This window comes from Nonomuraea sp. SYSU D8015 (genome assembly GCF_008065375.1).
In the GTDB taxonomy this organism is placed as follows: Bacteria; Actinomycetota; Actinomycetes; order Streptosporangiales; family Streptosporangiaceae; genus Nonomuraea.
Window position 1 is genome coordinate 27338 of sequence record NZ_VJYI01000024.1, and the last position, 13922, is coordinate 41259.

Consider the following 13922-nt stretch of genomic DNA (forward strand, 5'->3'; position numbering starts at 1 on the left):
TGTCATGTCGGAAAAATGTGTGGCAGCCCTGAGCCGCCCGGCCCTAAGGTGATCTCCATGACCTTCTTCCACCTGCGTTAGCGAGCCGCCGGCGGGTCGCGGACGACCCACCGCCGGCGATGCGGGACGGCTGAGCGACCGCCGTCCCGGGTCGCGACGTGGGAGAAGGACAATTGGCTACTTTTGCCGTGGCCAGGGCCGTGCATGGCATCGAGCCCCTGGTGGCCACGGAGATTCGACGTTCCCGGCTGGGCGTGGTGCGCGGGTTGCGTCACCGCGAGGTGTGGTTCGAGACCGCGGACGAGGCCGGGCTCCTGGGGCTGCGTACGGCGGACGACGTGCTGCTGGCCGCCGCCGTCGTGGACGGGATCGGCTGCGAACGGGCCGCGCTGCGCCGGCTGGCCAGGGCGGCCCGCGAGCTGGACGCCCACCGGCTGGTGCGCCTGGCGGGCAGGGGCGTGGACCGGGACGGGCTGGAGGTGTCGGCGTCCTTCGTCGGCCGCCGCAACTACACCCGGTTCGAGATCGAGGACGCGGTCGGGGCCGAGCTGGCGCGGCCGCTGGGGCTGCCGTACCACTCCAGGGGTGACGGCGGGCGGCCGCCGCGGGAGGCGATGTCGTGGCGGGTCACCATCGAGGGCGACCAGGCCGTCATCGCGCTCCGGGTGGCCGACCGGCCGCTGCACCGCAGGCCGTACAAGACGGCCTCCATCCGCGGCACCCTGCACCCGCCGGTGGCCGCCGCCATGGCGGAGCTGGCGCGGCTGGAGGGGGCGGGCACGGTGCTCGACCCGTGCTGCGGCGCGGGCACCACGCTGATCGAGGCCCACGCCTCCATGGAGACGGCCGGGGGTGCGGCGGGCCCGCGGCTGCTGGGCTTCGATCACGACCCGTCCGCGCTCGCGGCGGCCGCCGCCAACGCCCGCGCCGCCCTGCGCCTTTCGCCTGAAGGCAGGTTCGGGTGGGCCGTGGCGGACGCGGGGCGGATCCCGGTGCCCGACGGCAGTGCCGATCGCGTACTGGTGAACCCGCCCTGGGGGCGCCAGGTGCCGCCGCGGGGGCTGCTCGCCGCCGACCTCGGCCTGCTGTGGCGGGAGGTGCGGCGGGTGCTGGCCGCCGACGGGCTCGCCGTGGCGCTGGCCGACGACGTGATCCCACGCGGGTTCGCCGTGGAGGAGGCGCTCCGGGTCAGCCTGTCGGGTCGGCACCCCGTGATCGCGGTGCTCAGGAAGCGGGGCCGATCCAGTCCAGGATGAGCTGATTGACCTCGGCCGGTCGTTCGAGGTGGAGGAAGTGGCCGGCGCCGGCCACCAGCTCGGTCCTGGAGCCGGGCGGAAGGTGGCTCGGCGCGTCCTTCACCAGCTCGGCGCCCAGGCAGCCGTCCTGGGCGCCGTGCAGATAGAGCACGGGCCCGGTGACGCCGGGTTCGACGGCCGGGTAGCGGCCGGAGCGCGGGGTGGTGCCGAGCATGGCGCGGTAGTAGCCGATCGCCGCGCTCAGGTTGGCGGGGTCGCCGATGCTGCGCCGGACGAACTCCAGATCCTCCCCGGCGTCGTAGCCGGGAGACCAGTCGCGCCAGAGGCTCTCGATGAAGCCGGGGATGGCGGCGGCCGTCTCGGCCAGCGAGGTCTGGAAGAGGAAGATGTAGAACGAGCGCTTGAGCTGCTCGTAGTCGAGGAAGGTGCTCACCAGCGAGCCGGGCGGCGGCACCGCCAGCGTGACGGCGCGGCGGAAGCGGCCCGCGGTGTGGTAGACGGGGAAGGCGCCCCAGTCGTGGCCGATGATCACCGCGTCGGCGTCGCCGCCGAGCTCCTCGTGCAGGGCGCGGACGTCGGCGACCAGCGCGGCGTCCTCGTACGCGCCGTCGGCGGGGACCTCTGTGGGCGCGTAGCCGCGCATGAACGGCGCGACCGCGCGGTAACCGCGCTCGGCCAGCGCCGGCATCAGGTGGCGCCAGGTGTGCGCGGTGTCGGGGAAGCCGTGCAGGCACAGGGCGAGGGGCCCCTCCCCCAGGGTCAGATACGCGAACTCCACCCCATTGGCGTGGATAGTCCTGATCTCCATGACTGCGAAACCTAGCACTCGCCCCCCGCGCAGGAGTACGAACTACACAACGGGCCGCCGGCGAAGGAGATCGCATGCGACGGGGACAGGTGCTCGCGCCGGTCAGAAGGTATAGCGCAGGTGCTTGACGCCGTTGATGAAGTTGGACAGCAGGAAGTCGGGCTCGCCCACGGACCTGATGCCCGGCAGGCGGGTGAACAGCTCGCGGAACATCACGGTCATCTCCCTGCGCGCCAGGTGGGCGCCCAGGCAGTAGTGCGGCCCCGGCCCGCCGAAGCCGACGTGCGGGTTGGGGTCGCGGGTGATGTCGAACGCGTCCGGGTCGGTGAAGACGGACTCGTCACGGTTGGCGGAGTTGTAGAACAGCAGCACCTTGTCGCCCTTCTTGTACGCGGTGCCGTTCATCTCGTGGTCCCGCGTGAGCGTGCGCCGGAACTGGATGACCGGCGTGGCGTACCTGACGATCTCGTCGCAGGCCCCGACGATGCGCCGGTCGAAGTCGCTCAGCAGCAGCTCCCGCTGCTCGGGGTGGTCGGTGAAGAGCTTGAGCCCGTACGCGATCGCGTTGCGCGTGGTCTCGCTGCCCGCCACCACGAGCAGGATGAAGAACGAGCCCAGCTCCTGTGAGGAGAGCCGTTCGTCCCCGTTGACCAGCAGGCTCACCAGGTCGCCCGTGGGCCGTTTTCGCCGCTCGTCGCCCAGCCGCGCCGCCAGCCGGTTGAGCGAGAAGCCGGCGTGCAGCAGCTTGGCCAGGCCGCGGGCGACGTTGACGCGGCTGAAGTTCGGGGCGAGGCCGGTGTACTCGGGGTCGGCGTTGCCGAGGATGACGTTGGTCCGCCGCAGCACCATGTCGTGATATTTCGCGGGGATCCCCATCATGTCGCAGATGACCCGTACGGGCAGCCGCGCCGCCACCTGCGCCACGAAGTCCCCGGGCCCCTCCGCGATGGCCTGGTCCACGATCTCGGCGGCGGCCCTGGCCAGGTCCTCCTCCATCTTGGACAGGATGCGGGGCGTGAACGCCCTGGAGACGATCCGGCGCAGCCTCGCGTGCCGCGGATCGTCCATGTTGATCATTGATCCGAAGTACACGCTCAGCCAGCGCGGCATGTCGGGGATGCTGTTGGAACACGGCTCGCTGCTGAACACGGCCGCGTTCCTGCTGGCCTCGGTCACGTCGGCATGGCGGACCAGGGCGTAGTAGCCGGGCCCGCCGCCGACGAACGGCACCTCCTGCTCGGGCACGAACACCGGATGCTCCAGCGCGCGCAGTCTCCGGAATGCCTCCATGCGCTCGGCCTGCGGCAACCCCCAGAACGGGATCTGCGACAGGTCCAGGTCCGCGGACAGCGTCATACCCTCAAGGATTTGTGCAAGTGCCCACTTACGTCAAGAGTGCCTGATGAGATCGGCGCCCTTCTCGCCGATCATGATGGCGGGGGCGTGGGTGTGGCCGCGGTTGAGCGTCGGCATGATCGACACGTCCACCACGCGCAGCCCCTCGACGCCGCGCACCCGCAGGGACGGGTCCACGACCGACGCCTCGTCGGCGCCCATGCGGCAGGTGCCGACCGGGTGGTAGAGGGTCTCGCCGCGCTCGCGTACCCACTGGGCGAGCTCCTCGTCGCTCTCCGGCGCCCAGTACGGCGCCATCGGGCCGCCCGCGTACGGCTTCATCGCGGCCGTGGCGAAGACCTGCTTGGCCGTCTTCAGCCCGGACACCAGCCGCTTGACGTCGGCCTCCGCGGTCAGGTAGCCGGGGTCGATCACCACGTCCCTGCCGTTGAGCCCGATCCTGCCGCGGCTCTCCGGCTGCAGCAGCACGACGCCGACGGTGAGCCCGTGGCCGGTCGGCGGGGTGAGGCCGTGGTCCTTGAACGGCACCGGCGCGAAGATCAGCTCGATGTCGGGCGCGGGCTCCTCGGCCGAGGTTCTGATGAACGCGACCGCCTCGCCCACGTTCGAGGTGAGCATGCCGGAGCGCAGCACGATGTAACGCAGCAGGTTGCCGATCGACTCGGCCTTGGTCAGGGTGACCGGCTGGCGGCACTCGACGTACACACCGGAGGCGAGGTGGTCCTGGAGGTTCTTGCCGACCTCGGGCAGGTCGTGCACGACCTCGACCCCCGCGTCGCGCAGCTCGCCTGCCGCGCCCACGCCGGAGCGCATGAGCAGGTACGGCGAGCCGATCGCGCCCGCGGACAGGATCACCTCGCGCCTGGCCCTGACCTGGGCGCCACCGCTGTGCTGGATCCCGGTGGCGCGCCTGCCGTCGAACACCACCCGGTCGACGGTGGCCCCGGTGATCACGGTGAGGTTGGGCCTACCGGCCGCCGGGCGCAGGTAGGCGTCGGCGGAGCTCCACCTGCGCCCCCGGTTCTGGGTGACGGGGGTCGCGCTGTAGCCCTCGTTGGAGCGGCCGTTCAGCTCGTTCAACCGCTCGAAACCGAGCTCCTCGCACGCCTTGAGGAAGGCCGCGGTGGTGACGTTGGGGCTGCGCAGCTCGGAGACGTAGAGGGGGCCGGAGGTGCCGTAGACGTGACCGTGGTTGCTGCCGACGCGGCGCTCGGCCCTGGTGAAGTACGGCAGGACGTCGTCGTACGACCAGCCGGGGACCTCCCACTGGTCGTAGTCGAGCTGGCAGCCGCGCACCCACATCTGGGCGTTGATCGAGGAGGAGCCGCCGATGACCCGGCCGCGCGGCCAGTAGAGCTCCCGGCCGGACATCTCGCTCTGCTTGGCCGTGGTGTAGTTCCAGTCGTAGTCGGTCTTGAACAGCTTCGCGAAGCCCGCGGGCATGCGGATCTCCAGCTTGTCGTCCTGCCCGCCCGCCTCGACCAGCGCCACCGACACGTCCGGATCCGCCGACAGCCTGTTGGCCAGCACGCACCCCGCGGAGCCGGCGCCGACGATCACATAGTCGTACTCCATAACCACTTGCTTACTCCAGGTAGCAGGGCGCGTCCATATCCACTTGTGACCTCTGTTACCTACCAGTCGGTTTGTGGATCCTGCTTAGATGGCGCCGAAGGCGGCTACAGAGGGAGGAAGGCGTCATGCTCAATCTGTCGATCGTCCTGGAGGACAGCGCCAGGAACAATCCGGACGGCACGGCCATCGTCTTCGGCGACATGCGACTGCCGTACAAGATGATCGACGATGTCGCCAACCAGGTGGCGAACCTGCTGGTGGCGCGCGGCATCGGCAGAGGGGACAAGGTCGCGCTGGCCTGCCCCAACCTGCCGTACTTCCCGTTCGTCTATTTCGGCATCCTCAAGGCCGGCGCGACGGTGGTGCCGCTCAACGTGCTGCTCCAGTCGCGTGAGATCGCCTACCACCTCGACGACAGTGACGCCAAGGCGCTGTTCTGCTTCGAGGGCACGCCGGAGCTGCCGCTGGGCGAGCGCGGCAAGGCGGGCTTCGAGGCGGCCGCGGGATGCGAGCACTTCTTCGTGCTCCCGGCCACGCCCCTCGCGACCGAGTCCCCGTACGGCGAGTCGATCTGGGCGGCGCTCGGCGGGATGGCGAACACGTTCGAGACCGCGCAGACGGCGCCGGACGACACCGCCGTGATCCTCTACACCTCCGGCACGACCGGCCAGCCCAAGGGGGCCGAGCTCAGCCACCAGAACATGCTGATGAACGCCCTGGTCAGCGACAAGATGTTCCCCCGGAGCGAGGAGGGCCGCGACACATATCTGGCGGTGCTGCCGCTGTTCCACTCCTTCGGCCAGAGCGTCGTCATGAACACCGGCTTCCTGCGTGGCGCGACGGTCGTGCTGATGCCGCGCTTCGACCCGGGCGAGGCGCTCGCCCTGATGGTGAAGGAGAACGTGACGTTCTTCGCCGGGGTGCCCACGATGTACTGGGGCATGCTGTCCAAGATCCACGCCGACGGCGTGGAGGTGCCCCGCTCGCTGCGCGTCGCGGTGGCGGGCGGCGCGTCGTCGCCGGTGGAGGTGCTCAAGGACTTCGAGCAGACCTTCGGGATCGGCATCCTGGAGGGGTACGGGCTGTCGGAGACCTCGCCGGTGGCCAGCTTCAACCAGCTGGGCCGGCCGACCAAGCCCGGCACGATCGGCACCCCGATCTGGGGCGTGGAGATGAAGCTGATCGACGGCGACTGGAAGACCGTCGAGGGCGAAGGGCCGGGCGAGATCGCGATCCGCGGGCACAACGTCATGAAGGGCTACTACGGCCGCCCTGAGGCGACGGCCGAGGTCATGAAGGACGGCTGGTTCCGCACCGGCGACATCGCCACGCGGGACGCCGACGGGTACTACTCCATCGTCGACCGGGCCAAGGACATGATCATCCGTGGCGGGTTCAACGTCTATCCGCGCGAGCTCGAAGAGGTCCTGATGACCCACGAGGCCGTGTCGCTGGCCGCCGTGGTGGGGGTCGCGCACGAGTCCCTGGGCGAGGAGGTCAAGGCGTACGTCATCAGGACGCCTGGGGCGACGATCACCGAGGAGGAGCTGGTCGCCTGGTGCAAGGAGAACATGGCGGCCTACAAGTACCCCCGGATCGTCGAGTTCCGCGACAGCCTGCCGATGACGGCCACGGGCAAGATCCTCAAGCGCGAACTGCGCTAATCGGTCGTGCCCCATGGAAAGGCGCGGGTGGGTGCTCGCGCCTTTCCGCACGTTCCCGAGGAGGTCGCGCCGACCGCTCCTGACCGGCGACCGGCGTGCTTCGTGCCCGGCTCGCCTACCCCGCCGCACCACCGGCCGGGCGGAGATCTGCGAGCGCATGCGGAGCCTCAAGGTCGGGGATGCCGCCGGGCCTAGACTGCTGATCATGATGCGGCCGCTCGTCCTCTTCGACCTGGACAACACGCTGATCGACCGGCTGGCCGCGTTCCAGCAGTGGGCCGCCGAGTTCGCCGCCGCCCGGGGGCTGGGGCCGGACGGGGCGGCGTGGCTGGTGGAGACGGACGCGGACGGGTCGATGCCCATGGACGTGTTCTTCGGCCTGGTACGCGAGCACTTCGGGCTGGCCGAGCCGGCGGAGGACCTGTGGCGCGCCTACCGGACGCGACTGCCGCACCTGGTGACGTGCCGGCCGGAGGCGCTCGACGGGCTCGATCGGCTGCGGGCGGCCGGGTGGGCGATCGGGATCGTGACGAACGGGATGGCCGACAACCAGACAGGCAAGATCCGGCGTACGGGGCTGGCCGAGCGGGTGGACGGGTGGGCGATCTCCGGTGCGGAGGGCGTGCGGAAACCCGACGTGCGGCTGTTCGAGATCGGCGCCGCACGGTGCGGCACGTCGCTGGCCGGCGGCGGCTGGATGGTCGGCGACGACCCGGAGAAGGACGTCGCGGGCGGGCGGGCCGCCGGGCTGCGGACGATCTGGATCGACCGCGGCCTCGCCGGCCCGGCGGACGGGGCCGATCACGTCGCGGCCGACGTGGTCGCCGCCATCGACGTGTTAATGGGATGAGATCCGGCGCCCCGGACCGATAGCGTCGTGGTCATGCGAGATCGGCCGGAGGACCTCGACGAAGAACTGCTGAGGCCCGCGCTGCGCGAGTGGGGCGTCGACGCGGTCACGCTCGACTACGCGCCGGTGGGGTTCGGCGACTATCACTGGGTCGCGGACGGGCGGTGGTTCGTCACCGTCGCTGACGTGCGGCGCAGGCCGTACGACGGGCTCCAGATGGCCATGGAGACGGCGGCGGCCCTCCGCGAGCAGGCCGGGCTCGGCTTCGTGGTCGCGCCGCTGCGCGCGGCCGACGGCACGACGCTGCGGCGGCTCGACCGTCACCGCTACGCCATGAGCGTGTTCCCCTTGGAGGACGGCGCCTCCGGGCACTTCGGCGAGGAGCGGTCACCCGAGGAGCGCGGCCTGGTCATCGACCTGCTGGCCGAGCTCCACCGCACACCTCCGCCGATCTCGACCCCTGTCCGGCCGGTCCAGCTGGCGGGGCGAGCCTGGCTGGAGGACGCCATCAGGGAGACGAACCGGCCGTGGCTGGGCGGCCCGTACGCCGAGCCCGCCAGAGCCCTGATCGCCGGCCACGCCGGGACGCTGCGCCGCCGCCTCGACGAGCTCGACCGGCGGGCCGAGAAGATCGGCGAACCCGTCGTCACGCACGGCGAGCCGCACCCGGGAAACCTGCTGCGGGCGGGAGCCGGGCGGCTCCTGCTGGTCGACTGGGACACCGTCGGGCTGGCCGTCCCTGAACGCGACCTCATGCACGTCGCCAAGACCTCCGCCGACCTCGACCGATACGCCGACGCCACCAGCCGCGTCCCGGATCCGGCCGCCCTGGAGCTCTACCGGCTGCGGTGGGCGCTGGACGACGTGGCCGAGTTCGTGGCCTGGTTCCGCTCGCCGCACGGCCGCACGCCGGACGCGGAGCAGAGCTGGAACGGGCTCACCGCCACCCTGGAAGGCCTGGCGCGCTAGGTCCGGGCAGACCCGGGGCAGGCGCACGGCCGCGGGCTCGCGCTGCTCGGCCGCTGACTGGCCGTGTGCTCGCGCTGCTCGGCCGCTGACTAGTTCGCCTTCGACCGGAGCTGATTGTAATCTTTCGGTAACGGCACGCAATCATGAGATGCAAGAGGAGGTCGCGTGGGCCGGCACGAGAAGCCCCACAGCCCCAAGGACAAGCCGGACGAGACCGAAGAAGGCTCCACCGCCAACCAGCATCAGGAGAGCCGCGGCAAACACGCCGCCCCGCCGAAGGACAAGAAGTAGGTCACGGCGCGGCGGTGAAGAGGTAGTTGCGCCGTCGCGTGGTGATCAGGTCCGTCCTGGTCCAGCGGCGGCCGCGCCAGACGTGCATGCGGTAGCCGCGCTCGATCAGCGAGTCCGCCACCTCGGCGGAGGTCCTGCCGTACTTGCCGAGGTGGCGGTCCTCGATCTCCAGCAGCAGCGCGGGCCGGTGTTGCTCGATGGTCCACTCCGCCCCCTTCAGCACCTCCGCCTCATACCCCTCCACGTCCAGCTTGATGAAGTCCACCCGCGAGATCTCCCGCAGCTCGCACACCCGGTCGACGGTATAGACGGGCACCTCCAGTGTCCTGGCGGCGGCGAACCGTCCCGGGCGCTTCAGCCCCTCCTGCAGGTGAGCCCAGCCGTGGATCGGCAGCCCCCATCGGTACGGCAGCCGTAGCCGCTGATACCCGGTGGACGACCCGAGCGCGGCGTTGGTCACCCGCACGTTGCGCGCCCCGGACACGCGCCACCCGGCCTCCAGGATCCGGTACGGCACCGGCAGCGGCTCGAAGCTGTGCACCTGACCGGCCGGTCCGGCGAGCCGGGCCAGCGGATAGGTGTACATCCCGTAGGCGGCCCCGACGTCGAAGCAGACCGCTCCCGGCCGGACGAGCCCGGCCAACCCGAGCAGTTCGGGCTCGCTGAGCGACATCCTGGCCCCCGCCCGCAGCACAGTGGCCGCGGCTCCCACTCTGATCATGCCGGTGACGGTAGGGAGGGAGTGCAGAGAGGCGGATCCCCCTCAGGAGCGCAGTCTCGGGCCCCGGCGTGCCCCCGCAGGGGGATGACCGGCCACGACCAGGCCGCTCTCGTAGGCGAGCACCACCGCCTGCGCCCGGTCGCGCAGGCCCAGCTTGGCGAAGATCCGTCCCACGTGCGACTTCACCGTCTCCTCGGCGATCGTCAGCTCGGCCGCGATCTCGGCGTTGGCGAGCCCGGAGGCCACCAGCCTGAGCACGTCCAGCTCGCGGGCGGTCAGCGCGTTCAGCCGCAGCGCCTCCCGCTCGTCGACGGGCCGCCTGGTCGCGAACTCCTCGATGAGCCGGCGTGTGACGGAGGGTGCGAGCAGCGCGTCACCGGCGGCGACGACGCGTACGGCCGTGACGAGGTCGGCCGGGGGCGCGTCCTTGAGCAGGAAGCCACTGGCCCCGCCGCGAAGGGCGGCGTAGACGTAGTCGTCGATGTCGAAGGTGGTGAGGATCAGCACCTTCGTCTCGCGGCCCGCCTCGGTGATGCGCCGGGTGGCCTCCAGGCCGTCGAGGTTGGGCATGCGGACGTCCATGAGCACGACGTCCGGCCGCAGGGCGCGGGCCGCCGCCACCGCCTCGAGGCCGTCGGCCGCCTCGCCCACCACCTGGAGGTCGGGCTGCGCGGCGAGCAGGGCCGCGAAGCCGGCCCTGATCATCGCCTGGTCGTCGGCGACCACCACGGTGATCATTCGTCGTCTCCCTTCGGCGGCTCGGGGGACCGTCCGCCGTCCCCGGCCGGCGCCCGCGCGGCCCGGTCGCCTCCGTCTTCGGCCGGTGCCCGCGCGGCCCAGTCGCCTCCGTCTTCCGCTGGGAGCCTCGCGTGCACCGTGAAGCCTCCGCTGTCATTCGCCTCAGCCGTCAGCTCCCCGCCGATCGCCGCCACCCGCTCCCGCATGCCGACCAGCCCCAGTCCCGTCCCCGGCTGCCCATTTCCGACCGGCCGGGCGGGGCGCTCGTTCCGCACCGTCACTGTCACGGCGCCGTCGCCCGCGTGAACGGAGACTGTGGTGCGGGCGCCGGGAGCGTGGCGTACGACGTTGCTCAGCGCCTCCTGGACGATGCGGTAGACGGTGACGGAGTCCACGGGCGAAAGCGATGGCGCCGGTTCGGGCACGGTGAGCTCGACGGGCACCCCTGCCCGCCGTACCGACTCCGCCAGCCGGCCGAGATCGCCCAGTCCCGGCTGCGGCTCGGTCCGCGGCTCGTCGTCGGAGCCGCGCAGCGCGCCCAGCAGGTGCCGCATGTCACGCAGGGACTCGCGGGCGGCCGCGTTGATGGCCGCGAACTCCCGCGCCGCCGCCTCGCTCACCCCGCCCTCGATCCGGTACGGCGCGCTGGCTGCCTGCACGGCGATCACCGACATGTGGTGGGCCACCACGTCGTGCAGCTCCCTGGCGATCCGCGCCCGCTCTTCCAGGAGCCGCACCCGCCCGTACTCCTCGGCGATCCGTAAGGTGGCCTGGCGCCGCAGCCGCCTGGCGTGACCGAGGACCACGGCGAGGAGCAGGGCCAGCACCCAGGCCAGCAGGCTCCTGGCGAGTCTGTCCGGCGCCATGTCCTGGGGGACGGTCACGGCGAGCCCGCTCACGACGGTGACCGCGAAGGCGATCGCCGTCACGCGCCATGTGGACGACAGTGCCAGCACGTACAAGACGGGCAGCTGGGCCGCCGTCTCGTCGAACAGCCACGGCTGCGGGACGATCTCGCTGTCCAGCGCCAGCCCCAGGCCGGTGACGAGGGGCACGGCGGCCGTCATGACGGCCCATGCGAGCAGGGGCCGGTAGCACGCCCAGAGCACGGGGCCGGCGAGCAGGGCGGAGGCGGGCACGGCCAGCACTCCGAACCCGGCGCTGATGGCGAAGAACAGCGCGTTGTAGACGAGGAGCGCCCCGGCCGCCACGGCGAACATCCAGCGCCGGAGCATCGGCTGGTCCGTCCCCGGCGCGGTGGGCACCCGGACGCCGTACGCATCACTGAGCACCCCCATGAACCCCACCTTATGGGGTATCGCCGATCAAGGCCGTGGCCATCTCCTGGACGGAGCGGGTGAAGCAGCGGGGGCCGCCGGGCTGGGTCAGGTGGCGGATCAGGGCTCCGTCGAAGACGGCCAGGATCGCGTGGGCAAGGAAGTCCGCGTCGAGATCGGGGCGTTCCGCGGCGAGCAGGCCGCTGAGGTGGCGGTGCCAGAACCGGTAGCTCGGGCCGGCGTACTTGTCCTCGGCGCAGGCCTGCTCGTGCGCGGCCAGCAGGATGGCGTTGCCCTCGGCGATCGCGCCCAACCCCTTGGGGAACGCGAGCAGCCGCTCCCGTGCGGGCGCCCCGGGGCCGAGCGGTGGAGGGCCGTTCGAGACCGCCTCGCACAGGTCGCGTGATCTCTCCTCGCGCCTCGGCACGGCCGCCGAGCTGGTGCCCGCGTCCCACCAGGTGGTGCTCGACGTCCGGCACATCTCGCTCAATCGCGGCGAAGTGGCGTTCGCCGGGCAGCGACCGCCCGGCACGGTCCACGGTTACGACGCCGCGGGATCGTCGTGCGGGCGGCGGCCCACGGCACCGGACCGGCCGCGGGCACGAGGGTGGCGGCGTTCGGGGGCGGCGCGTGCTGATCACCGGCGCGGCGGGCGGAGTGGGCCGGTACGCCGTCCAGCTGGCGGCACTCGGCGGCGCCCACGTCATCGCCTCGGTCGGCTCGCCGGCCCGCGCCGACGGCCTCGCCGAACTGGGCCCCGACGAAGTGGTGATCGGCCTGGACGGCGTCGACCGGCCGGTCGATCTCATCCTGGACAATGTGGGCGGACCGCAGCTGGCCGCCGCCTGGAAACTGCTCGCGCCGGGCGGCGGGGTGCAGAACATCGGATGGGCGTCCGACGAGCCGGCGGTGTTCGAGCCGTACTCGCTGTTCTCCATCGGCCCTGCCAAGACGATGAGCACGTTCGGCGACGTCCACGAGGTCGGCCCCGACCTGGGGACGTTGCTCGGGTTCGTCGCGGCCGGAAGGCTGTCGCCGGAGGTGGACTGGCGCGGCCCGATGACGGCCACCACGCCGAAGGCCAGGAACCGCGCCCCGGCCTCCGCCGGGCTCGCGCCCAGAGGACCCTGCACGTACAGCGTGAGGTACGTGAACGCACCCAGCAGCGCCGCCAGCATGAGCAGCGCCACGGCGAGCCGACCGCAAGACCATATCTCACCGAGCGAATATTTTCGATTACAGGCCGCGAGCAAGCTATGGACTTGCGCAAACTGCAAGCTATGTTTCAGGTTATGAAACAACCTCCTCCTAGCCTGCTTCCTCTGTTGCGCTCCCCGTTCCAAGGAGAGCTGCTGGCCTGGCTCTTCTTGCATCCAGAGGTCGAGTATCCGCAGATCGAGCTCGCCAAAAGATTCGAGGTGTCACCATCGTCCGTGACGCGCGAAGTGGATCGTCTGGCGGCAGCAGGCCTGGTGGTCACTCGACGAACCGGAAACATGCGGATGGTCCGCGCGGATACGGATGTGGCCGTGGCTCGCCCTCTCACCGAGTTGCTCGCCTTGACCTACGGGCCCGCGGCGGTGTTGGGCGAACAGTTGTCCGACGTGGACGGCATCGAGGAGGCCTACATCTATGGTTCGTGGGCCGCGCGGTATTCAGGTGAACCAGGCAGGGTGCCGAACGACGTGGATGTTCTGGTCATCGGCTCCGCCGATGAAGATGATCTCTATGACGTCGCCAGGGATGCGGAGCGACAACTCGGCAGAGAGGTGAACATCCGTCGCCTGAGCCGTGACGAATGGCAGTCTTCGCAGGATGATCCGTTCCTGAAAACGATCAAGGCACGGCCGTTGGTACGCCTCAAGATCGATGAGGGGAAGAGATGAGATGGGGGCAAGGGCGTGCCGCGATCGAAGGCATGCTGAGCCGGGGTGAGATCGAGAAGGTGGTGGCCAGTCGTTCACAGGCAGAGGAACTGCTTGATCAGGCCGCGAAGCACCTCACAACGGCCCGTCTGGCGATGGAGTCTGATCCGATCGGCGCCTATCAGTTGTTGTACGACGCGGCGAGGAAAGCGTTGTGCGCCGTTCTGGAGAATCAGGGCCTTCGGGCGACCAGCCGGGGTGGGCACATCGCGGTGTACGAAGCGGTCAATGCGCAGCTCGATCCCCCTTTGGGGAAGACCCTGCGGTCGTTCGACCGGATGCGACGGCGTCGGAACGAGGCGGAGTATCCGCGGCTCGGTTCGCCAGGCTTCAGCGCGGATGATGTTCGCGCCGACATACCGAAGGTCGAAGCGATCACGGAGGTCGCGGCCAAAGTCATCGATTCGATGCCGCCCTTTTGATGGGTTCTTCGGCCGTTCGAGAGCCGGAAGGGGTGAGAGGGCCGGTCAAGCACGCCCTCTCACCTCGGGC

General features: G+C 70.8%; 15 protein-coding genes. 8 read left to right on the forward strand and 7 right to left on the reverse strand.

The annotated features are described in order from the left end of the window. Positions 1-173: 173 nt before the first annotated feature. On the forward strand, positions 174-1256 hold the full coding sequence (locus ID574_RS48005; RefSeq protein WP_223167828.1) for a TRM11 family SAM-dependent methyltransferase: 1083 nt from the start codon (positions 174-176) through the stop codon (positions 1254-1256). On the opposite strand, the gene ID574_RS48010 is transcribed toward ID574_RS48005, so the two are convergent. From ID574_RS48010 to ID574_RS48020, 3 genes are all read right to left on the reverse strand, one after another. Continuing rightward, positions 1225-2064, reverse strand: coding sequence for an alpha/beta fold hydrolase (locus ID574_RS48010; RefSeq protein WP_188195769.1), 840 nt, complete (start codon positions 2062-2064; stop codon positions 1225-1227). The two genes, ID574_RS48005 and ID574_RS48010, sit on opposite strands and share 32 nt — an antisense overlap. 102 nt (positions 2065-2166) lie before the next feature. Further along, positions 2167-3420, reverse strand: a complete 1254-nt coding sequence (locus ID574_RS48015; protein ID WP_188195770.1) for a cytochrome P450 — start codon at positions 3418-3420, stop codon at positions 2167-2169. 33 nt (positions 3421-3453) lie between these two features. Next, on the reverse strand, positions 3454-4995 hold the full coding sequence (locus ID574_RS48020; protein WP_188195771.1) for a GMC family oxidoreductase: 1542 nt from the start codon (positions 4993-4995) through the stop codon (positions 3454-3456). 125 nt (positions 4996-5120) lie between these two features. Here ID574_RS48020 and ID574_RS48025 point away from each other — a divergent pair, with 125 nt between their 5' ends. The 4 genes from ID574_RS48025 to ID574_RS62075 all read left to right on the forward strand — a co-directional run bounded on the left by ID574_RS48025 (position 5121) and on the right by ID574_RS62075 (position 8769). After that, complete coding sequence (locus ID574_RS48025; RefSeq protein WP_188195772.1) at positions 5121-6659, forward strand: long-chain-fatty-acid--CoA ligase; 1539 nt, start codon at positions 5121-5123, stop codon at positions 6657-6659. Between the two features lie 205 nt (positions 6660-6864). After that, on the forward strand, positions 6865-7509 hold the full coding sequence (locus ID574_RS48030; protein WP_223167829.1) for an HAD family hydrolase: 645 nt from the start codon (positions 6865-6867) through the stop codon (positions 7507-7509). A gap of 33 nt (positions 7510-7542) precedes the next feature. Then, complete coding sequence (locus ID574_RS48035; RefSeq protein ID WP_188195773.1) at positions 7543-8478, forward strand: phosphotransferase; 936 nt, start codon at positions 7543-7545, stop codon at positions 8476-8478. Between the two features lie 165 nt (positions 8479-8643). Beyond that, a complete protein-coding gene (locus ID574_RS62075) occupies positions 8644-8769 on the forward strand; it encodes a hypothetical protein (protein WP_262496145.1) in 126 nt (41 codons plus the stop codon). Between the two features lies 1 nt (position 8770). Here the strand turns inward: ID574_RS62075 and ID574_RS48040 are convergent, their stop codons facing one another. The 4 genes from ID574_RS48040 to ID574_RS60890 are packed head-to-tail and all read right to left on the reverse strand — an operon-like array spanning position 8771 to position 11986. Next, the gene (locus ID574_RS48040; protein WP_223167830.1) at positions 8771-9490 is read right to left on the reverse strand and encodes an FkbM family methyltransferase; all 720 of its coding nucleotides are present in this window, start codon (positions 9488-9490) and stop codon (positions 8771-8773) included. Between the two features lie 42 nt (positions 9491-9532). Next, complete coding sequence (locus ID574_RS48045) at positions 9533-10228, reverse strand: response regulator (RefSeq protein WP_188195774.1); 696 nt, start codon at positions 10226-10228, stop codon at positions 9533-9535. Further along, positions 10225-11526, reverse strand: a complete 1302-nt coding sequence (locus ID574_RS48050) for a sensor histidine kinase (RefSeq protein ID WP_188195775.1) — start codon at positions 11524-11526, stop codon at positions 10225-10227. The genes ID574_RS48045 and ID574_RS48050 overlap by 4 nt, the downstream gene beginning before the upstream one ends. A gap of 10 nt (positions 11527-11536) precedes the next feature. Next, complete coding sequence (locus ID574_RS60890; protein WP_223167831.1) at positions 11537-11986, reverse strand: hypothetical protein; 450 nt, start codon at positions 11984-11986, stop codon at positions 11537-11539. A gap of 149 nt (positions 11987-12135) precedes the next feature. On the opposite strand from ID574_RS60890, the gene ID574_RS60895 reads away from it, so the two are divergent. Genes ID574_RS60895 through ID574_RS48070 form a run of 3 tightly spaced genes read left to right on the forward strand, consistent with a single transcriptional unit; the run spans position 12136 to position 13852 of the window. After that, positions 12136-12801 carry a zinc-binding dehydrogenase gene (locus ID574_RS60895; RefSeq protein WP_223167832.1) on the forward strand — a complete coding sequence of 222 codons (666 nt, stop codon included), beginning with the start codon at positions 12136-12138 and terminating at the stop codon, positions 12799-12801. Next, the gene (locus ID574_RS48065; RefSeq protein ID WP_188195777.1) at positions 12798-13391 is read left to right on the forward strand and encodes a MarR family transcriptional regulator; all 594 of its coding nucleotides are present in this window, start codon (positions 12798-12800) and stop codon (positions 13389-13391) included. The genes ID574_RS60895 and ID574_RS48065 overlap by 4 nt, the downstream gene beginning before the upstream one ends. Then, positions 13388-13852, forward strand: a complete 465-nt coding sequence (locus ID574_RS48070; protein WP_188195778.1) for a HEPN domain-containing protein — start codon at positions 13388-13390, stop codon at positions 13850-13852. Before ID574_RS48065 ends, ID574_RS48070 begins: the two co-directional genes overlap by 4 nt. Positions 13853-13922 lie beyond the last annotated feature (70 nt).